This window comes from Sphingomonas sp. (genome assembly GCF_039594485.1).
Lineage (GTDB): Bacteria > Pseudomonadota > Alphaproteobacteria > Sphingomonadales > Sphingomonadaceae > Sphingomonas.
Window position 1 is genome coordinate 1 of the sequence record NZ_JBCNNI010000047.1, and the last position, 19,381, is coordinate 19,381.

General features: G+C 67.3%; 22 protein-coding genes. 14 read left to right on the forward strand and 8 right to left on the reverse strand.

Going from position 1 to position 19,381, the window contains the following annotated elements:
• From ABDV78_RS17410 to pal, 9 genes are all read left to right on the forward strand, one after another.
• A partial coding sequence (locus ABDV78_RS17410) for an ACT domain-containing protein (RefSeq protein ID WP_343528771.1) occupies positions 1–545 on the forward strand: 545 nt, incomplete at its 5' end.
• A 299-nt stretch (positions 546–844) separates the two neighbouring features.
• Positions 845–1,888 carry a nitronate monooxygenase gene (locus tag ABDV78_RS17415; protein WP_343528772.1) on the forward strand — a complete coding sequence of 348 codons (1,044 nt, stop codon included), beginning with the start codon at positions 845–847 and terminating at the stop codon, positions 1,886–1,888.
• Positions 1,889–2,018: 130 nt separating this feature from the next.
• Positions 2,019–2,813 carry a hypothetical protein gene (locus ABDV78_RS17420; protein WP_343528773.1) on the forward strand — a complete coding sequence of 265 codons (795 nt, stop codon included), beginning with the start codon at positions 2,019–2,021 and terminating at the stop codon, positions 2,811–2,813.
• Between the two features lie 160 nt (positions 2,814–2,973).
• A complete protein-coding gene (locus tag ABDV78_RS17425; protein WP_343528774.1) occupies positions 2,974–3,444 on the forward strand; it encodes a YbgC/FadM family acyl-CoA thioesterase in 471 nt (156 codons plus the stop codon).
• Positions 3,441–4,133 (forward strand): protein TolQ, encoded by a 693-nt coding sequence (gene tolQ, locus ABDV78_RS17430; RefSeq protein WP_343528775.1) that lies wholly within the window; start codon positions 3,441–3,443, stop codon positions 4,131–4,133. The genes ABDV78_RS17425 and tolQ overlap by 4 nt, the downstream gene beginning before the upstream one ends.
• Positions 4,134–4,146: 13 nt before the next feature.
• Positions 4,147–4,605, forward strand: a complete 459-nt coding sequence (gene tolR / locus ABDV78_RS17435) for a protein TolR (RefSeq protein WP_343528776.1) — start codon at positions 4,147–4,149, stop codon at positions 4,603–4,605.
• Entirely contained in the window at positions 4,605–5,618 is a 1,014-nt protein-coding gene (locus ABDV78_RS17440) for a cell envelope biogenesis protein TolA (protein ID WP_343528777.1), read from the forward strand. Before tolR ends, ABDV78_RS17440 begins: the two co-directional genes overlap by 1 nt.
• Before the next feature lie 11 nt (positions 5,619–5,629).
• Positions 5,630–7,045, forward strand: a complete 1,416-nt coding sequence (tolB, locus tag ABDV78_RS17445; protein ID WP_343528778.1) for a Tol-Pal system beta propeller repeat protein TolB — start codon at positions 5,630–5,632, stop codon at positions 7,043–7,045.
• A gap of 56 nt (positions 7,046–7,101) precedes the next feature.
• Positions 7,102–7,626: a peptidoglycan-associated lipoprotein Pal gene (gene pal / locus ABDV78_RS17450; RefSeq protein WP_343528779.1), complete on the forward strand. Its 525-nt coding sequence runs from the start codon at positions 7,102–7,104 to the stop codon at positions 7,624–7,626.
• An 84-nt stretch (positions 7,627–7,710) separates the two neighbouring features.
• Here pal and ABDV78_RS17455 read toward each other — a convergent pair whose 3' ends face one another.
• The 3 genes from ABDV78_RS17455 to ABDV78_RS17465 are packed head-to-tail and all read right to left on the reverse strand — an operon-like array spanning position 7,711 to position 10,718.
• Positions 7,711–8,571, reverse strand: a complete 861-nt coding sequence (locus ABDV78_RS17455; RefSeq protein WP_343528780.1) for a S1/P1 nuclease — start codon at positions 8,569–8,571, stop codon at positions 7,711–7,713.
• Between the two features lie 10 nt (positions 8,572–8,581).
• Positions 8,582–9,508 carry an isoaspartyl peptidase/L-asparaginase gene (locus tag ABDV78_RS17460; RefSeq protein ID WP_343528781.1) on the reverse strand — a complete coding sequence of 309 codons (927 nt, stop codon included), beginning with the start codon at positions 9,506–9,508 and terminating at the stop codon, positions 8,582–8,584.
• A 43-nt stretch (positions 9,509–9,551) separates the two neighbouring features.
• Positions 9,552–10,718, reverse strand: a complete 1,167-nt coding sequence (locus ABDV78_RS17465; protein ID WP_343528782.1) for an acyltransferase — start codon at positions 10,716–10,718, stop codon at positions 9,552–9,554.
• 62 nt (positions 10,719–10,780) lie between these two features.
• Between ABDV78_RS17465 and ispG the strand changes: the two genes are divergently transcribed.
• Positions 10,781–11,908: a flavodoxin-dependent (E)-4-hydroxy-3-methylbut-2-enyl-diphosphate synthase gene (ispG, locus tag ABDV78_RS17470; protein WP_343528783.1), complete on the forward strand. Its 1,128-nt coding sequence runs from the start codon at positions 10,781–10,783 to the stop codon at positions 11,906–11,908.
• On the forward strand, positions 11,905–12,318 hold the full coding sequence (locus ABDV78_RS17475; RefSeq protein ID WP_343528784.1) for an NUDIX domain-containing protein: 414 nt from the start codon (positions 11,905–11,907) through the stop codon (positions 12,316–12,318). Before ispG ends, ABDV78_RS17475 begins: the two co-directional genes overlap by 4 nt.
• 27 nt (positions 12,319–12,345) lie before the next feature.
• On the opposite strand, the gene ABDV78_RS17480 is transcribed toward ABDV78_RS17475, so the two are convergent.
• Entirely contained in the window at positions 12,346–13,116 is a 771-nt protein-coding gene (locus ABDV78_RS17480; protein ID WP_343528785.1) for a transporter, read from the reverse strand.
• Between the two features lie 137 nt (positions 13,117–13,253).
• Here ABDV78_RS17480 and ABDV78_RS17485 point away from each other — a divergent pair, with 137 nt between their 5' ends.
• The gene (locus ABDV78_RS17485) at positions 13,254–14,159 is read left to right on the forward strand and encodes a DMT family transporter (protein WP_343528786.1); all 906 of its coding nucleotides are present in this window, start codon (positions 13,254–13,256) and stop codon (positions 14,157–14,159) included.
• Positions 14,156–14,635, forward strand: coding sequence for a GNAT family N-acetyltransferase (locus ABDV78_RS17490; protein WP_343528787.1), 480 nt, complete (start codon positions 14,156–14,158; stop codon positions 14,633–14,635). Before ABDV78_RS17485 ends, ABDV78_RS17490 begins: the two co-directional genes overlap by 4 nt.
• Positions 14,636–14,722: 87 nt before the next feature.
• On the opposite strand, the gene ppa is transcribed toward ABDV78_RS17490, so the two are convergent.
• From ppa to ABDV78_RS17510, 4 genes are all read right to left on the reverse strand, one after another.
• Complete coding sequence (ppa, locus tag ABDV78_RS17495) at positions 14,723–15,301, reverse strand: inorganic diphosphatase (protein ID WP_343528788.1); 579 nt, start codon at positions 15,299–15,301, stop codon at positions 14,723–14,725.
• Positions 15,302–15,411: 110 nt separating this feature from the next.
• The gene (locus tag ABDV78_RS17500) at positions 15,412–17,337 is read right to left on the reverse strand and encodes a peptidase M61 (RefSeq protein ID WP_343528789.1); all 1,926 of its coding nucleotides are present in this window, start codon (positions 17,335–17,337) and stop codon (positions 15,412–15,414) included.
• 78 nt (positions 17,338–17,415) lie between these two features.
• A complete protein-coding gene (locus ABDV78_RS17505) occupies positions 17,416–18,075 on the reverse strand; it encodes a DUF1345 domain-containing protein (RefSeq protein WP_343528790.1) in 660 nt (219 codons plus the stop codon).
• A gap of 94 nt (positions 18,076–18,169) precedes the next feature.
• Entirely contained in the window at positions 18,170–18,571 is a 402-nt protein-coding gene (locus tag ABDV78_RS17510) for a DUF3597 domain-containing protein (protein ID WP_343528791.1), read from the reverse strand.
• Between the two features lie 154 nt (positions 18,572–18,725).
• On the opposite strand from ABDV78_RS17510, the gene ABDV78_RS17515 reads away from it, so the two are divergent.
• Entirely contained in the window at positions 18,726–19,304 is a 579-nt protein-coding gene (locus ABDV78_RS17515; protein ID WP_343528792.1) for a DUF4142 domain-containing protein, read from the forward strand.
• Positions 19,305–19,381: the final 77 nt, after the last annotated feature.

The following is a 19,381-nucleotide window of genomic DNA, read 5'->3' on the forward strand; positions in this document are numbered from 1 at the left end:
GGGACGAAGACGGACATCGCGGCACGTTGATCGTGGGCGAAGAGGAAATCGACGATATGGAACGCCAGCTCATCACCGGCATCGCGCATGACAAGAACGAAGCCAAGATCACCCTGACCGCCGTGCCCGACCGGCCCGGTGCAGTCGGCTCGATCTTCGCGCCGCTCGCCGATGCGGGGATCAATGTGGACATGATTGTCCAGAACATCGCGCATTCGACCGGCTCGACGGACGTGACCTTCACCGTGCCCTCGGCCGACCTGGCGCGCAGCCTGGATGTGCTGGAAAAGGCGAGCGGGGATATCGGCTATGCCAGCCTGGTCCACGACACGCGGGTCGCCAAGATCTCGGTCGTCGGCGTCGGCATGCGCAGCCATGCGGGCGTGGCCTCGACCATGTTCCAGACGCTGGGTGCGCGCGGGATCAACATCCTCGCCATCACCACCTCGGAGATCAAGGTCAGCGTGCTGATCGAAGAGGATTACACCGAACTGGCGGTGCGCGTGCTGCACACGGCTTATGGTCTGGACGCCGAGGCGGCGTAAGGGCTTTACCCTCCTCGGGTTCGGCTCGGGGAGGGGGCTTTCGTTCGCGCGAAGATGCGAAGACGCGAAGCGTATTCAAGAAGATTGGTTCGCGCGGAGGCGCGGAGACGCTGAGGTGGTGTATCCGGCTGCGCCGCCAGCCCTTTTATCAACCATCGTTGATGCGGTGATGGCGCTGCCGCACGCAGATCATCTCCGCGCCTCCGCGTCTCCGCGCGAACAAAACTCTTCTTCGCGTCATCGCGTCTTCGCGTGAACCAAATCTTGCCGTCCGCCGCGCTCCACGGCATGGAGCGGCGATGAACGACACCCTCACCACCACGACCACCACCGGCGAACAGCGTCTCGCCACCCGCATGGCGCGGGGCGCGGAATTCCTGGGCACCGACATGGCGATCATGGCGGGCGCCATGTCCTGGGTGTCGGAACGCAACCTCGTCTCCGCCATGTCGAACGCAGGCGGGTTCGGCGTGATCGCGTGCGGGGCGATGACGCCCGAACTGCTCGACACGGAAATCGCCGCGACCAAGGCGATGACGAGCCGCCCCTTCGGCGTAAACCTGATCACCATGCACCCGCAGCTGTTCGACCTGATCGCGGTGTGCGGGCGTCACGGCGTCGGCCATGTCGTCCTCGCCGGTGGTCTGCCCCCCAAGGGCGCATTGGAGGCGATCAAGGAGACGGGCGCCAAGGTCATCTGCTTCGCCCCCGCGCTTTCCCTCGCCAAGAAGCTGATCCGCTCGGGCGTCGATGCGCTGGTGATCGAGGGGATGGAGGCGGGCGGCCATATCGGTCCGGTCTCGACCAGCGTGCTGGCGCAGGAGATGCTGCCCGAGATCGCCACCCAGGTCCCCGTGTTCGTCGCGGGCGGCATCGGCCGGGGCGAGGCGATCGCCGCCTATCTCGACATGGGCGCGGCGGGCGTCCAGCTCGGCACGCGCTTCGTCTGCGCGACCGAATCGATCGCCCACCCCAATTTCAAGAAGGCGTTCATCCGCGCCTCCGCCCGTGACGCGGTGGCGAGCGTTCAGATCGACCCGCGCCTGCCGGTCATCCCGGTCCGCGCGCTGAAGAATGCGGGCGGCGAACTCTTCACCGCCAAGCAGCGCGAAGTCGCCCAGTCGCTGGACGAGGGCAAGGTCGCGATGGCCGAGGCGCAGCTCCAGATCGAGCATTACTGGGCCGGTGCGCTGCGCCGCGCGGTGATCGAGGGCGATGTCGAGCATGGCAGCGTCATGGCGGGCCAGTCGGTCGGCATGGTCACGAAGGAAGAGCCGATCGCCGATATCCTGGCGCAGCTTATGGCCGAAGCCGCCGCCGCGCTGGTCGCGCGCGCGGCGTGACGTCCGGGACGGGTCCAGGGATTTCCTCCGACGCCCGTCACGCTTCGTCGCAGGGCTTACGACGTGTTAACCTTGATTGGGCATGACCTTGTCTAACAGCCGGGGGGCGGGTTGTGCCGAGGATCGGGTTATGGCGAAATTGCGTATTGTATCGGGTGTAGCGATCGGCCTCTCGCTGGCGGGTTGCGCCGCGCGTGAGACCGCCAAGGTCGCGCCGCCGCCGGTGATGGTCCCCGCCCAGCCGCAGGTCGCGCGCGCGCCGTTGCCGCCCGGGGCGACGCCGGGGATGCGAATCCCGGCCCTGCTGCCCGATGGCAATTATGCGACGCCGAATCGCTCGCTGACCAGCGCGGCGACCATCTGGCACCTGCGTTCGGGGCTGAACGTCGCCGCGCTGGCCTGTCGCGGCGCGGATGAGGGACAGATCGTCACCCGCTACAACACGATGCTGACCGTCCAGCGGATCAACCTGGCGGCGGTCGAAAAGCGCTACTCGGCGGAATATCAGTCGCAGGGCGGGGATTGGCGCGATCGCTATGACGACGCGATGACCCGGCTCTACAATTTCTTTTCGATCACGCCGGTGCGCAGGGGATTCTGCGCCGCCGCCGACGAGGTGCTGGCCGATATCAGCGTTGCCCCTGCCGAGGCATTTGACCTGAAAGCGGCGGAGCGGCTGGAAAAGCTGAACGCACCCTTCATCGCCTTCTTCCGGGCCTATGACGCCTGGCGCAACGGCACGATGGTCCCCGTCCAGCAGGCCGCCGCGCCGCTGACCATCGCCGCGCAGGCCAATGCTCAGGTCGTCCCGCGCAGCGCCGATCAGCCCGTGCTGTCGAGCCAGCCGGTGCCCGCCGCCAAACCCTATAGCCCGCCGGTGATCAATCCGCCCTCATTGAAGGTCGATCCGGCCGTGCTGCAATAACGTGCTGCGATAAGCGGTCGTCACCCCTCGATCCAGGACAGCGATTCCCCCGATCGGCCCGGCGCGCGCCATGTTGCGCGCGCGCTGGCTCGACCAGCAATGGCCCGGAGCGCGCAAGTGCCTTCCTTCCCTTGGTGGGATGGGTTAACGGGCATGCACCATGACGGTGACGGACGACGACCAGCCCAGGGGCGGCCGCTTCGAGGGGCGTGAGCATCGCTTTGCGGTGCGCGTCTATTTCGAGGACACCGACCTGTCGGGCGTCGTCTATCACGCCAATTATCTGCGTTATATGGAGCGCGCCCGTTCCGACATGCTGCGCGTGGCCGGAATCGACCAGCGCGGGGCGCATGAGGCGGGGCAGGGCGCCTATGCCGTCACCGATCTCGCCATCCGCTATGCCGCGTCCGCGCGGCTCGACGACGACCTGGTCGTGACCTCGCGACTGATCGAGGTCAGTGCGGTCCGCGTCGTCATTCATCAGACAGTCAGGTGCGGCACGGTCAAGCTGACCGACGCCAGGGTTGTCGTCGCCTGGGTCGGCCCGAACGGCCGCCCGCGTCGGCAACCCGCCGACTGGATCGCCATCTACCAACGCCTTGTCTGGCAGGGGGACACCGAACGCCCATGAATCCCGTCTTCAACATGGATGCCGCCTCATTGTCGCCCGTCGCCCTGTTCCTCCATGCCGACTGGGTGGTGAAGATCGTGATGATCGGTCTGCTGCTCGCCAGCATCTGGACCTGGACGATCATCGTCGCCTTCTCGCGCAAGCTGGCGCGGACGAAGAAGGGCATGACCCGGTTCGAGCGCGATTTCTGGAAGGCCGAGGATATCGACGCCTTCCACCGCATGGAACAGGACAATGAACTGCCCTCCGCGCGGGTCTTTTCGGCGGGCGTGCAGGAATGGCGCCGCTCGACCGCGGGCGGGCATATCGACCGCGACGGCACGCGCGAGCGGCTCGCCACCGCGATGGGATCGGCGGTCGCGGGCGAGATCGACAAGCTGTCCGACCGGCTGAACGTGCTGGCGACGGTCGGCTCGGTCGCGCCGTTCGTCGGGCTGTTCGGCACCGTCTGGGGCATCATGCGCAGCTTCACCGGCATCGCGCAGGCGCAGAACACCTCGCTGGCGGTCGTGGCGCCGGGTATTTCGGAGGCGCTGTTCGCCACCGCGATCGGCCTGTTCGCCGCCATCCCGGCGGTGATCGCGTATAACCGCTTCAGTCACGGCGTGAACCGGGTCGAGGCGTCGCTGAACCGCTTCGCCGACGGGTTCCACACCACGCTCAGCCGCCAGCTCGACCAGGCGCGTTGAAGGGATAGCCAGGATGGCGATGAACCTTCCCTCCCGCTCCGGCCGGGGCCGCCGCGCACCGATGGCGGAGATCAACGTCACGCCGCTGGTCGACGTGATGCTGGTGCTCCTCATCATCTTCATGGTGACCGCGCCGTTGCTTTCGACCGGCGTGCCGGTGAACCTGCCCGACAGCCGCGCCAAGGCGCTGGAGCAGGAGCAGAAGCCCGAACAGATCTCGATCGACGAACAGGGGCGGATGTACCTGAACGAGGATGAGATCAGCGAGGCCGACCTGCCCGCCCGGCTGGATGCGATCGCGGCGCGGAAGGACCCCGACGGACAGGTGCCGCAGGTCTATCTGCGCGCCGACCGGGCGCTCGATTATGGCCGGGTGATGCGGGTGATGGGCGAGCTGAACCGCGCCGGGCTGAACCGCGTGTCGCTGGTCACGGTCGAGGGCGGTGCCACGGCGGGAGCGGGCACGCGCTGATGGAGCGTGGTGAGCGGACCGGACTGGCGATCGCGGTCGCAGGACATGTCGTCCTGTTCGGCCTGTTGTCGGTCGGCTTTCTGGCGACGCCGAACCCCGAAAAGCTGAAGGTCACGCCGATCGACATCTCGCTGGTCAAGGATGTCGCGCTGGAGGCCGCCTCGCCGACGCCGAACCAGCAACCCGCCCAGTCGATCGCGCCTGAGGAAGGGCTGCCCGAGGACGCCGCCCCGCCTGAGCCGGTCGAGGCCGAGCCGGAGCCGCAGCCCGCGCCGCCGCCCCCCGCGCCCCAGCCGAAACCGCAACCCAAGCCCCAGCCCAAACCCCAGCCCCAGCCTCAGCCCAAGCCGGAACCGGCCAAGCCCGAGCCGCGCCCGGAGCCCAAGCCGCAACCCAGGCCCAAACCGGCGGAAAAGCCGCAGCCCAAACCCGCGCCCGCCAAACCGGCTCCGGCCAAGCCGACCCATGCGGCCAAGCCCACGCCCGCTGCTCCGGCGAAACCCAGCCGTTCGGAGGCCAAGCCCGCCGCCGCAAAGCCCGCAACCTCGGCCCATGGCAGTGGCAGCAGCGCGACCGCGACAGCGGCCAAGCCGCGGGGATCGCGACTGGGCGACAATTTCCTGAAGGGCCTGTCACCCGATCCGTCGCCGTCCAGGTCGGAAGCGGCTCCGGCCGCCAAGATGGGGGCGCAGCAACTCGCCAACATCGCCTCTGCGATCCAGCGTCAGGTCCAGCCCTGCGCCAACCGTCAGGTGACTCCGGGACCGGGGGCAGAGCGCATTCGTGTCGCCATCAACCTGCACATCAATCGTGACGGCAGTCTGGCCTCCGAACCGCGCGTGGTCGGTCATACCGGGGTCGATGGTGAGAATGACCGTTATGTCGACCGGGTCGATGCGTTGGCCATCGCGACCTTCAAGGGCTGTTCGCCGCTGCGGGGCCTGCCGCAGGAACTGTACGACATTCCCAATGGCTGGCGGAACATCACGCTGCGCTACAAACTTCCGGGTTGAGGATGATGCTTATGCCCCGTTCCCTGCTGACCTTGCCGCTCACCCTGGCCCTGGCGGCCAGCGCCGTGGGCGCGCAGGATGTGCCCGCGCCCGCACCACAGACGCAACCGGCGGCGCCGGCTCCCGCGGGGCAGCAGCCCGCGACCGCCCCGGCCAATGGCCAGGAAGGGCTGGTCGTCGACGTCGAAGGCGGCATCTCCGCGCCAATGCCGATCGCGGTGCCCGCCATGCCGACCAGCGCCGTCGAGCAGACGCCTGCGGGCACCACCGATGTCGTCGGGCAGAAACTGTCGGAGATCATCGTCAACGATCTGCGCAATTCGGGGCTGTTCACGCCGATCCCGCCCGCGCAGCTTCGCACCGTGTCCTTCCCCGAAGTGACCGCGCCCGCCTTCGACTATTGGAACGGCACCGGCGCGCAGGCGCTGGTCCAGGGCTATGTCCGCGCCAATGGCGACGGGACGCTGACGGTCGGATGCTACCTCTATGATGTGCTGGCGCGCAGCGAGCTGGCGCGGCAGGGTTTCGTCGTGTCGCCGGGCGACTGGCGGCGCGCGGCGCACAAATGCGCCGACACCATCTATACCAAGCTGACCGGCGAGGGCCCCTATTTCGACAGCCGCATCGCCTATGTCTCCGAAACGGGGCCGAAGGCGCGGCGGATAAAGCGGCTGGCGATCATGGACCAGGACGGGCAGAATCACCGCTTCCTGACCAGCGGCCAGTCGATCGTGCTGACCCCCCGCTTCGCACCGAATCAGCAGTCGATCGTCTATATGTCCTATGTCGACAAGCGGCCCGCCATCTATGTCTATGACATCGGCACCGGCCGCCAGCGGCTGGTGGTGCAGAACGCCGCGACGACCTTCGCGCCGCGCTTCTCGCCCGATGGCCGCTGGATCCTGTTCTCGATGGCGCAGGCGGGCAACACCGATATCTACCGGGTGTCGGCGCAAGGGGGCACGCCGCAGCGGCTGACCAATTCGCCCGGCATCGACACCGGCGGCAGTTATTCGCCCGACGGATCGAAGATCACCTTCGAGAGCGATCGTTCGGGCGGCCAGCAAATCTATGTGATGAACGCCGATGGGTCGAACCAGCACCGGATCAGCTTTGGCGGCGGCCGCTATGCGACCCCGGTATGGAGCCCGCGCGGCGACCTGATCGCCTTCACCAAGCTGGGCGGCGCGTTCCGCATCGGCATCATGAACCCGTCGGGCGGGGCTGAGAAGCTGCTGACCAATAGCTGGCAGGACGAGGGGCCGAGCTGGTCCCCCAATGGCCGCGTCATCACCTTCCAGCGCACGACACAGGGGTCGTCGGGCAAGGCCGATGTGTGGATGGTCGACCTGACCGGCGTGAACGAGCGGCGCATCCCGACCCCGCTAGATGGATCGGATCCGGCCTGGGGGCCGTTGCGGCCGTAACGACAATTGAGGATAGAAGTTTCGGGGGCGAAACGAACCTTGAGGGAGATAATCCAGTGACCAAGATCAAGACCACCCTGGTCGTCGCCACCATGGCGCTCGCCATGGCGGGTTGCGCCAAGAAGCGTCCCGCCGAACTGCCGCCCGCGCCCGTCGAGCAGAATGCGCCGGTCGATCCCAATGCCGGGGCGAACACGAATCCAGACGGCGCGATCGTTCCGGGCTCGGACGCGGACTTCAAGCGTTCGGTCACGTCGAACACGATTCATTTCAGCACCGACGAATATGATATCAACCCCGAATCGCGCGCGATCCTGGACAGCCAGGCGCAGTGGCTGATGCGTTATCCCAATGTCCGCATCACGATCGAAGGGCATTGCGACGAGCGGGGCACCCGCGAATATAATCTCGCGCTGGGCGATCGCCGCGCCAATGCCGCCAAGAATTATCTGGCCGCGCGCGGCGTCTCGCCCGACCGGATGAACGTCATCAGCTATGGCAAGGAACGCCCGATCGCGCTGGGTTCGGACGAAGCCGCCTGGGCGCAGAACCGCCGCGCGGTGACGATCGTCCTGAGCTGACCATCGTCCAGGCCCTCCCTATCCGACGATGGGGAGGGCCCTGGTCAACGGATCCGAAACAGACGCTTTGGATCCGCTCGGCGGTTAGCCCCGGAACGCCTGGTTCAACAGTTTCGCGAGCCGCAGCCCACCGCGCTTGATCTGCTCGCGCTCGACCGGGGCCATCGCCTCGATCGTGGCTTCGTCCATCGCCATATGCGCGGGTGTCGGGCGGCAGGCATCGCCCCCCATCGCGGCGGCATAGGCGCGCTTGGCGATCGCCCAGTTCTCGCGGCTCCAGGCGACGACCCCGCCCGCCGACTCGCGCTTCGCGTCCGCCGCGGGGTAACGGCGGACCATCGACGGCGGCGTCGAGATCGCCCGTTCGGCGAGCAACCCGTCCCAGATCGAATGAAGGTTCAGGCGCGGCGTCGTATAGGCGCCGTAATCGACCCGCGTGTCGTTGCCGCCCTTGTCGCCCTTGTCCCCGGCATGGAGCGGCTGGTGCAGGTCGCCGACGAAATGGACGAGGAAGGCCAGCGCGGTCAGCCGGTCCTTCGCGCTGTTGCGCTTGTCCTTCAGCACCGCCAACTGGCGCGGAATCTGCGCCGATACGCAATCGCCTGAATCGCAGGCGGGGGGCAGGCGGAAGGGCTGGCAGATATCCACATTCTGGTAATGCCAGCTATAGGCATAGCCGAAGCGCGGCTTGCCGTCCTGATCCTTCAGCGGCTTGATACAGTCGGGCCAGACGCTGGCCTCCTTGATCGTCCGCACCGGGCAGCTCGGCGTATCGAGCTGCGCCTGGACGAGAAGCAGGCGACGGATTTCGGCGCGGGCATGGGGGGTGATGTTGGCCCAGGCGATCGCCGCCACCGTCTGATGCCCATATTCCCAATAGGCGGCGGCGGGCGAGGCCAGGAGGGACGCCGCGACCATCGCGACGAAAAGGCGTAAGTGCTTCATGGCGCGCGCTTTATCCTTCGTCGGCATAGATCGCCACCCTGTGTTCGCCGCCGCTTGTGGCGCGGCCGCGATACATGCCGGCCGTCGTCATGCTCCAGGCGATCGTGCCATCGGGGGCGGCGACGATCGTCCCGCCGGTGCCCCCCATGTCGCGCACTTCGGCCAGCACGCTGTCGGCGGCGGCCTGCACCGTCTCGCCGGTGAAGCGGCGGCGGGCGGCGATCTCATGGCCGACGCCGACGCGGATGAAGACCTCGCCCGACCCGGTGCACGACACCGCGCAGGCCCGGTCGTCGGCATAGGTGCCCGCGCCGATCAGCGGCGAGTCGCCGATCCGACCCCAGCGCTTGCCCGTCACGCCCCCGGTGGAGGTGGCGGCGGCGACATGGCCGCGGGCGTCGCAGGCGACCGCGCCGACCGTGCCGTATTTCATGTCGCTGTCAAAGGCGTCGGCCCCGCGCGACAGCAGTTCGTCGAGCTGGCGGCGGCGCTCGTCGGTGTGGAACCAGGCGGGATCGACCTGCTCCAGCCCCTGCTCGACCGCGAAACGGTCGGCGCCGCCCCCGGCCAGCAGGACATGCGGGCTCGCCTCCATCACCGCCCGCGCCAGCGAGACGGGGTTGCGGGTGCGCGTGACACCCGCGACCGAGCCAGCGCGCCGGTCGCGCCCGTCCATGATCGCGGCGTCCAGCTCGTTGGTGCCCTGCTGCGTGAAGCACGCCCCGCGCCCGGCGTTGAAATGCGGATCATCCTCCAGCACGCGCACGGCGGCCTCGACCGCATCCAGCGCACCGCCACCGCGCGCCAGCACGGCCGACCCGGCCTTCAGCGCGGCGTCGAGACCGGCGCGCGCACCCGCATCCTGTTCGGGCGTCAGCACGTCACGGGTGATCCGGCCCGCGCCGCCATGGATGACCAGCGACCAGGATGCGGACATGGGAAAACTCCGAGAGACAGGGGAAAGGATATCGGCGGCCCTATCAGATCGTCCCGCGCCTGCCATCCCCCGGCCGGAGCCCGATCAGGGGGCGAAGCCAGCGGACCCGCCGTCCGACCAGGTAAAAGGCCCAGCAGCCCGCCACCGTCGCCGCGAACAGCAATGCCGTGTCGAGCGCCAGCGGCAGGCCCATCCGCCACAGCCAGAGCGCGACGAGGATGATGATCGTCTGGTGGATGAGGTAGAAGGGGAACACCGCCTCGGTCAGCGTCCGTCGCCAGGGGTGGTCGCGGTTCCAGAATCGCTCGGCGATGCCGATCAGCGCGACGACCGCCATCCATCCCTGCACCGCCCGCGCGCCGGCAAAGAGGGTGCCCAGCCCGTTCGGCGCGCCCGCAAGCCCCGGCCAGCGCCACTCCAGCCCGGCGGCGACCGCATAGCTTGCCAGCGCGATGGCCCCCGCGACCGCCCAGCCGCGTCGGAAGCTGTCCAGCACCCGCTCCGACCCCGCCATGGCGAAACCGAACAGCAGCGCGGGAAAATAGATGGCATGGGCCAGCCAGTCGTCGATCAGGCCATGGGTATCGGTCTGCCCGGGAAACAGGCGGATATCGACCAGCAACAGCCAGACGACCGGCAGAACGGCTCCACCCCAGCCGCCAAAGACGCGGTCGAACGCTCCCTGCGCCCTTCGCCCCCAGCGCCCGCCGATCACCAGCACGCCCGCGATCGCCATGGTATAGACCCAGAGATAGCCGACGAACCACAGATGGTTCCAGGCAGGCGTCGGCACCACGCCGCCGATCGCGCCAAAGCTCAGCCAGTCGTGCAGCCAGAAGGTCCAATAGGATCCGGGATAGCCATATTTGCCGACCAGCTCCGCCCAGATCTGCGGCGGCACCAGGATGGCGACGCCGAAGGCCAGCGGCACGAGCAGCCGGGCGCTTCGCCCGCGCACGAAGCTGAGGATGCTCGGATGCCGCACCGCCAGCGCGCGGGTGGCATAGCCCGACACGACGAACAGCAGCATCAGCCGCCAGGGATTGCTGGCCAGCATCGGCACCGCGACCCAGGGCAGCCGGGCGAGTTGCACGTGAAAGCCCCAGGGCACGAAGACCATGCCGATATGATAGAGGATCAGGATGGCGAAGGCACCGATGCGCAGCCAGTCGAGGCCGTAATGGCGGGGGATGGGGGCGGCGGCGGTCATGTTCGGGGGTCTGGTACAGCACTGACTTTGAACCGCAACGCGGTTGCGCGTATATAGGGTCCATGTCCATTCGTCCCTGGCGAGACATCGTCCGCCGCCAAAGCCGTCAGATCATGGTGGGCAATGTGCCCGTGGGCGGCGACGCCCCCGTCACCGTGCAGACCATGACCAACACGCCGACCAGCGATCCGGTCGCCACGCTCGACCAGATTCGCCGGTGTGAAGAGGCGGGGGCGGACATCATCCGTGTCTCGTGTCCTGACACCGATTCGACCGCCGCGCTGGCCAAGATCACCAAGGCGGCACGGGTGCCGATCGTCGCGGATATCCATTTCCACTATAAGCGCGCGCTGGAAGCCGCCGATGCGGGCGCGGCCTGTTTGCGCATCAATCCGGGCAATATCGGATCGTCCGAGCGCGTCGCCGAAGTCGTCCGTGCGGCCAAGGCCAATGGCTGCGCCATACGCATCGGCGTGAACGCGGGATCGTTGGAGAAGGACCTGCTCGAAAAATATGGCGAGCCCTGTCCCGAAGCGCTGGTCGAATCGGCGCTCGACCATATCAAATTGCTCCAGGACCATGACTTCCACGAATATAAGGTCGCGGTGAAGGCGTCCGACGTCTTCCTGGCGGTCGCCGCCTATCAGGGGCTGGCCGAGGCGACCGATTGCCCGCTGCATCTGGGCATCACCGAGGCAGGTGGGCTGATTGGCGGGACGGTCAAGTCCTCGATCGGCATCGGTTCGCTGCTCTGGTTCGGGATCGGCGACACGATCCGCGTCTCGCTCTCGGCCGAGCCCGAGGAAGAGGTGCGCGTCGGCTTCGAGATCCTGAAGGCGCTGGGCATCCGCAATCGCGGCGTGCGGGTCGTATCCTGTCCGTCCTGCGCGCGGCAGGGGTTCGACGTGATCCGCACCGTGCAGGTGCTGGAGGAGCGGCTCCAGCATATCCGCACGCCCATGTCGCTGTCGGTGCTGGGCTGCGTCGTCAACGGCCCCGGTGAGGCGCGCGAGACCGATATCGGTGTGACCGGCGGCGGCAACGGCAAGCACATGGTCTATCTGTCCGGGCTGACCGACCATACGGTCGAGGATGCCGATATGGTCGACCATATCGTCAAGCTGGTCGAGGCCAAGGCCGCCGAACTGGAAGCGGCCGATGTGGCGAAGGCCGCGATCGCCGCCGAGTGACGCCCCCGATCATCCGTATCGCCGCCGCCCTGATCGACGACGGGGCGGGGCAGTTGCTGCTGGTGCGCAAGGCCGGCACGTCCTGCTTCATGCAGGCGGGCGGCAAGATCGAGCCGGGCGAAGACCCCGCCGCGGCGCTGATCCGCGAACTGGACGAGGAAATCGGACTGCGTTTGGGGCCGGATGACTTGCGGCTGATCGGCCGCTTCTCCGCAACGGCAGCCAATGAACCGGGGCACCGCATCGACGCGACGGTCTTCCACCTGCGCTGCACCCACGCGCCGGTTCCAGCGGCGGAGATCGAGGAGGCGATTTGGGTCGATGCCGGGACGGTGGAAACCCTGAACTTGGCCCCGTTGCTCCGCGATCACATCCTGCCCTGGTATCGCCAGACGCTGGCGGATCAATAATTCCTCCCCCGCATGGGGAGGAATGAGTCAGAGGCGCAGCCCCAGGCGCACGCCTGCGCCGAGATCGGGCGCGCCCTTGCTGACCCCGGCGCTGCCCTGCACGCCCAGCGACAGACGCTGCGACAGCGCGGTGTCGAGGCCGGCCCCGATCTCCTGCCGGTCGGCGGCCTGATCGCTGACCCGCGAGGCGTAGTTGTACGAGACGCTCACCTCGCTGGCCTTGCCGATACCCAGCGCCAGTCCGCCGCGCGCACTGGTCACGTCGCGCAGGGTATAGCCATCGGGTTGCCCGACAAAGCTGTGGCCGACCGCCGCGAAGGGCGTGACCTTGCCCGGCACCGCTGCTTCCGCGCCGACCGAATAATCGGTCTTCCCCGTCCCCAGCCCGCGCGAGGCCGAAGCAGTGGGCAGCTTGGCGCTGCCGGTCAGTGCGAGCGCCAGATGATGGCGTCGCGGCGGGAGGAGCTGAACGGATGCGCCGACCACCGCATCGCCCAGGCCGCTGCGCCGCACACGGGTCGCGGGGCGGGTGGGGTCGATCAGGATCGGCAGGCCCAACGGTCCGCCCGGCGCGACGACATTGCCCGGCGCATCGACCTGCACCACTGGCAGCGCGGCGAAGACCGTCACGCGCTTGCGCTTGGCGCGGAGCGACAGGGTGGAACTGGCGCTCCGCACCTCCTGATTCGTGCCGTATTTGCCCGAGGCATAGTCCGCGCCGACCGAGGCGGTGACCTGTGCGGTTGCGGGCGCCGCGATCAGCATGGCCAGGCCCGTTGCGGCGATCAGCGTCTTCATACCCTTTGTCCCTTGATATCCTGTTCGAAGGGGCAACGGATGCGGGGTGGGGTTTAATCCCGAGCTTTGCATTCCTCCCCTTGCCGGGGAGGAACAGCAGGCTCGCCTTTGATCTCCCGCCCCGGTAACGGCGGGGCATGAGCACGCGCACCTCCCCCGTCATCGCCTTCGGCGCCGCGGCGCTCGGCATCGCCATCTATTCGGTGATGGACACGCTGATGAAGCGACTGTCGATCGACAGCGGTGCCTATAGTGCGGTGCTGTGGCGATCCTGGGTCGGGGTGGCGATCACGGGCGCGCTGTTCCTGGTCCAGGTCGGGCGCTGGCCGGGTCGACAGGCGCTGAGGCTCCATGTCGCGCGCGGGGCGACCGGGGGTGGCTCGGTGCTGCTCTTCTTCTGGGGACTGGCGCGCGTGCCGATGGCGCAGAGCATCGCGCTGACCTTTCTCGCGCCGCTGATCGCGCTGTTCCTCGCCGCTTTCGCACTGGGCGAGACGGTCCGGCGCGCGGCGATCCTGGGCTCGGCGATTGCGGGGGCGGGGGTGCTGGTCATCGCGGGGGGCGAAGTGCAGGCACAGGCCTCCACCCAGGTCGTGCTGGGCTCGCTCGCCATTCTCGCCGCCTCGATCCTCTATGCGGTCAGCCTGGTGTTGCTGCGGCGGCAGGCGCAGGTGGCGGGGCCGGCGGAAGTGGCGCTGTTCACCATGCTGGTGATCGCGGTCCTGATGCTGCCCGCCGCGCCCTTCGTCTCGGGCTGGCCCGCCACGGGGCAGTGGCCCAGCATCGTCATCGCCGCCGCGCTGGGCAGCCTGTCTGCGCTGCTCCTCGCCTGGGCCTATGCGCGGGCGGAGGCGCAGATCCTCGCGCCGGTCGAATATACCGCCTTTGTCTGGGCGGCGCTGCTCGGCTACGCGGTGTTCGGCGAGCGTGTATCGACCTTCACGCTGGTCGGCGCGGTGCTGATTATCGGGGGATGCGTCGTCGCGGTGCGCCGGCCCGCGTCCGAAAGCCGATTGGCACCCCAGAGCGAGGCAGGATTATGACCGTCACCATCCGAGCGGCCGGACCCGCCGACATCGCCACCATCCTGGGCTTCGTCCGGGAACTGGCGGCCTTCGAGCGCGAGCCCGATGCCGTCGTCGCCACCGAGCCGATGCTGGCCGAGGCGCTGTTCGGCGAACGTCCCGCGGCGGAGGCGGTCATCGCCGAGCGGGACGGCGCGCCGGTCGGCTTCGCCCTGTTCTTCGCCAATTTCTCGACCTGGACCGGGCGACGCGGCCTGTATCTGGAAGACCTTTATGTCTCGCCCGCCGCACGCGGCGGCGGGGTGGGCAAGGCGCTCCTGATCCATCTGGCGGGCATCGCGCGGGATCGCGGCTGGGCGCGGTTCGAATGGTCGGTGCTCGACTGGAATAGGCCGGCGGTGGAATTCTACCGGGCGATGGGCGCGCAGGCGATGGACGAATGGACCGTCCAGCGGGTGTCGGGCGAGGCGCTGGAGCGGCTGGCCGGGCGGTAGAGCCGGAGCCCTGCCCCCTGCCAACGCAAAAAACGCCCCGGTGCGCCGGGCACCGAGGCGTTTTCCTGACCCTGAAGGGCGACCGGCTTATTCGCGGCCGGGCACGTCATGGTCGTGCGGCTCTTCGCCCTTCGCCTTGGCGCTGTCATAGCGCTCGATCGCCTCGGTGACGATGCGGCGCGCTTCGTCGCGGTCGCCCCAGGTGCCGATCCGCACCCACTTCTTTTTCTCCAGGTCCTTGTAATGGGTGAAGAAGTGCTCGATCTGCTGGAACACGATCTCGGGCAGGTCGTCGCGACCGCCGACATTCGAATAATAAGGGAAGGTCGAGTCGACCGGCACGCAGACCAGCTTCTCGTCGCCGCCGGCTTCGTCTTCGAGGTTCAGCACCGCGATCGGACGCGCGCGCACGACGCAGCCCGGAATGAAGGGCGAGCGCGACACGACCAGCGCGTCGAGCGGATCGCCATCGGGCGACAGGGTGTGGGGCACGAAGCCGTAATTGGCCGGATAGCGCATCGGCGTGTGCAGGATGCGGTCGACGAACAGCGCGCCCGACGCCTTGTCGAACTCATACTTCACGGGCTCGCCACCGGTCGGCACCTCGATCACGACGTTGAGGTCGTCGGGCGGGTTCTTGCCGACGGGGATGAGGTCGATACGCATCGGTCAGTCTTTCTCTACAAAGCGCCGGTCGAAGTTCCGGTGCAAAAACAATGGCGGGCGCGATAGCGCAACCCGCCATGTCCTGTCGATAGATGTCGGTTACGGTCGCGTCAGCGCGCCTTGAGCAACCGGTCGAGCCCGGTCTCGCCCGTTCCCACCTTTTCCAGATGCGGATAACGCGGACCGCCGGTGTAATCGAGCGTCACGTCGCGGAACACATCCTGGTTCTTTATCACCAACTTGACCGGCTTGGCCGGATCCTTGGCGGCGATGATCGCGGCCTTCAGGCGATCGCCGGTAAAGGCCTCGCCATTGACGGCCTGAATCTGGGTGCCGACATCGATGCCCGCCTTGAAGGCCGGGCTGTCCCAAATTGAACTGGTGACGTCGCCGCTGTTCGATACCGCGAAGCCCAGCGAATAGCTGACATCGGTACGGCCCTTCTCCGACTGCTTGAACACGGCGCTCGGCTCGGCCGTATAGACCAGCTTGTAGCCGTTCATCGCAAAGCCCTGGATCGGCGCGGGCTGCCCCGTCTCGGTGATCCGGCGGCGCAGGAACGTGGCCCAGTCATAAGGCACGATCTGGTTCAGCGTGGTCGCCACATCGTCGAAGCTGTAGGTCACCTCGCCCCAGTCGCCGTCGCGGATGCCGAAAAAGGCCTTGGCGAAATCGTCGATCGACTTGGTCCCGTTCGACTTCTGGCGGAGCATCGCATCGACCTCCATCCAGACCATCAGGCCTTCATTGTAATAATCCTCCGACCGCTGCCAGCTCGTCCAGCCCTTGGGCTTGCGCGACGAGATGATGGGGTCGTTGGTGGTGTCGAGCAGGTTGCGCCACTGCCGCGCGGGCGCGGTGTCGTAGACGGCGAGGATCGACGCATATTGGTCCAGCGTGTCCTGCTTGGACACCATGCCCGACCGCGCCTGGAGGACATAGCCCCAGAACTGGGTCTGCCCTTCATAGACCCACAGCAGCGAGTCGCGCATCGGCGTGCGGAAATCGGGCGTCCACAGGTCGGAACCGCGCCGGAACTTGCCGTCCCAGCTATGGGTGAATTCGTGCGGCAGCAGGTTGCGACGCCCCGGCCCCGCATTCCAGTCGGTGAAATAGCCCGGCGTCACGCCGTTCTCCGACGAACGGTGATGCTCCAGGCCGATGCCGCCCAACTGGTCGCTGATCGACAGCAGGAACTCATACTTGTCGTAATGCTGCGCGCCGAAGGTCTTGACGGCCTGTTCCACCAGACGCTTGTGCGCATCGATCTGTTCGGGCTTGGCGGCGAGCTCGCCGGGATTGTCGGCAAAGACGTTCAGGTTGACGCGCGGGGAAAGCGGGAAGACCTTGCCATATTTGCCCGCCAGGATCGGCGAGTCGACCAGGATCTCGTAATTGGTCGTGTCATAGCTGTAGGTCGAACCCGTCGCCTTGGCGGGAACCGCGCCCGCCGCCGTCCAGCCGGTCGGGAAGGTCGCGGTCATCTGGATCGGGATCTGGCGCGTATAATAGCCCGCCGGATAGAGGCTGACCGAATTGGGTTCCAGCGAGATCATCGTCGGGGTGACGGCGATGCGCCCCTGATCGGACTTGGTCGCCGACAGGAACTGGAATTCCAGGTCGAGCTGCGCCGCGCCCGCGGGCACGTCGATATGGAAGGCGAAGACGTCGACCGGATCGCGCGTCCAGGGCAGGATCTGCCCGTTGGCGCGAATGACCAGGCCCGCCAGCTTCTCGATCTCGCCACGCGGCGAGTGTGCGCCGGGCAGCCATTTGGGGAAGAGCAGCGCCATCGGCCCGGCCTTGGCGACCGGAATCGTCTCCTTCACGCGGAAGATGCCGCGCTCCGTGTCGGTGGCATCGACCACCAGCTTGATCGTGCCGGGATAGGGCGTGTCGACCGCGTCGGGGATGGTGTTGACGAACGGAGCCTGTGCGGCGGGCGCGGAATTGCCCGGCGGGACCTGTGCGACGGCCGCCGCCGTGGAGGCGAGCAGCGACGCGACGAAGACGGAACGAAACGCGGTACGGATCATGGAAAGCCTTTTGCGGCAAAGGGAGATGGGGGCAGGTTAGGCAACCGATAGGCCAGTCGTCCAGACCTTTTCCCCGCCCTAATTCCCGCCGCCCAGTACGTTCACCGTGAAGGCGATGACGCCGAGATTGAAGACGAATGCCGCCAGACACTGCCCGGTCACCACGCGGCGCATCCGTCGCGACGCGATGGAGACGTCCGAGGTCTGGAAGGTCATGCCCAGCGTGACCGAGAAATAGAGGAAGTCCCAGTAATCGGGCTCGGCCGTGTCGGGGAATTGCAGGCCCCCCGCATCGCCGTCCTCATCCGCGCTGTAATAGAGATGCGCGTAATGCAGCGCATAGACGATGTTGGAGAACAGCCAGGTCAGGATCAGCGTGCCGACGACCAGCGCGATGGTGACGGTGCTGCTCCGCCCACGCAACTCGCCGCCGACCGCGACGAGGATGACGAATGTCACGATCCCGCTGAAGACGAGCAGGACCGCGCGATTCGCGTCGTTGCGCGCGGCGCGGCGGCGCATCTTCACCGCCTCACCCTGCCGCAACAGGGGCACCAGCGAGACGAGGAACAGAAGCGTCGCCAGATCGAACCCCGCCAACACGCCGCGCGTCACCCCCAGCGACGGGACCAGCAAGGCTCCGCTGACGACGAGGATCAGGGCGAAGACCAGGAATCGCGGCGGGGCGATCCGGTCACCGATATGGATTTGCAGGCGTTGCCAGCGGGTGATCGTCATACCCCGGATGTAGCCGGGGCGGACTGCTCTTGGCTATTGCGTGCATCGACCGGGCGAGGTGGGACGACCTCGCCCGTCCCTCGCCCGTCATCGCTCAGTTGCGCAGGCTGTCCGGTACGATGCCGCCATTTTCGGCGAGCTTGGCCATGACCGCCTTGTGCAGGGCGATATTCTGCTCCGCCGAGCCGTCCTCCGCGACGTGTACACCCAGTTCGTTCGCCAGTTCCTTGCGCGCGGCCAGGCTGGAATCGAGATCCAGCAGCTTGAGCAGGTCGACGATCGAGCTTTGATAATTGCCGCCGCCATTCTTCATCGCGGCCATTTCGCTGAGCACCGCGCCGACATCGACCGACTGCGGAGCGGGCGCGGTTTCGGCGGCGGGGGCCTGTTGCTGCGGAGCGGGCTGGGCCGGTGTGGCGGGGGTCGGAGCCGCCTCGGCGGGGGTGGCCGCCTTGTGATGGAAGATCTTGCCCAGAATATTGCCGAAAATGCTCATGACACAGGTTCCTTCATCGCTTTGCCAAGCGGCGTTGCCCCGGTTCAACGATGCGAAACCGTTTCGGGTCCGATGATTTACGGAACGTCCCGCGCCATGGCGCGCTTAGACGCTTTGCCGAACTATCGCCGAACTATCCTAGGAGCTTACTGGCATGACCATTCGCGCTACCGCCTTGGGCGCCGCCGCCCTCCTCGCTCTTGCCGGTTGCGGGCGCAGCGAGCCCCAGGCCCAGAGCAACGCCGCCACCGCCGACATGACGGCCGGTAACGCCATGGCCGACGCCGCGCCGACTGCCGCGACCCTGCCCGCCGCGCAGGTCTTCGCCAATGCGGTGGCGGCCAGCGACGCCTTCGAGATCGAGACGTCGAAGCTGGCCCTGACCAACGGTGCCTCGGCCTCGGTCAAGACCTATGCGCGCCGGATGATCGAGGCGCATACCGCCTCCACCGCCAAGCTGAAGGCCGCTGCGGGTTCGGCCACGCCCGCGATCACGCCCGATCCCGTGCTGAATGCCGAGCAGCAGCAGAAGCTCGACCAGTTGAAGGCGCTGAACGGCACCGCCTTCGACCAGGCTTACATCGCCGAGCAGACCGCCGCGCATCAGCAGGCGCTCGACACGCTGAAGGGCTATGTTGCCACGGGCGACGTCGCGTCGCTCAAGAGCTTCGCCACCGGCTTGATCCCGACTGTCGCCGCGCATCTCAACATGGCCAAGGGCCTGAAGGCCTGAGGCGAAGCGGCTTCCCTCTCCGGTCGTGACGGAGGGGGAAGCCGATGCCGCGGCGGTCGACCGCCTCGCTCCGTCGA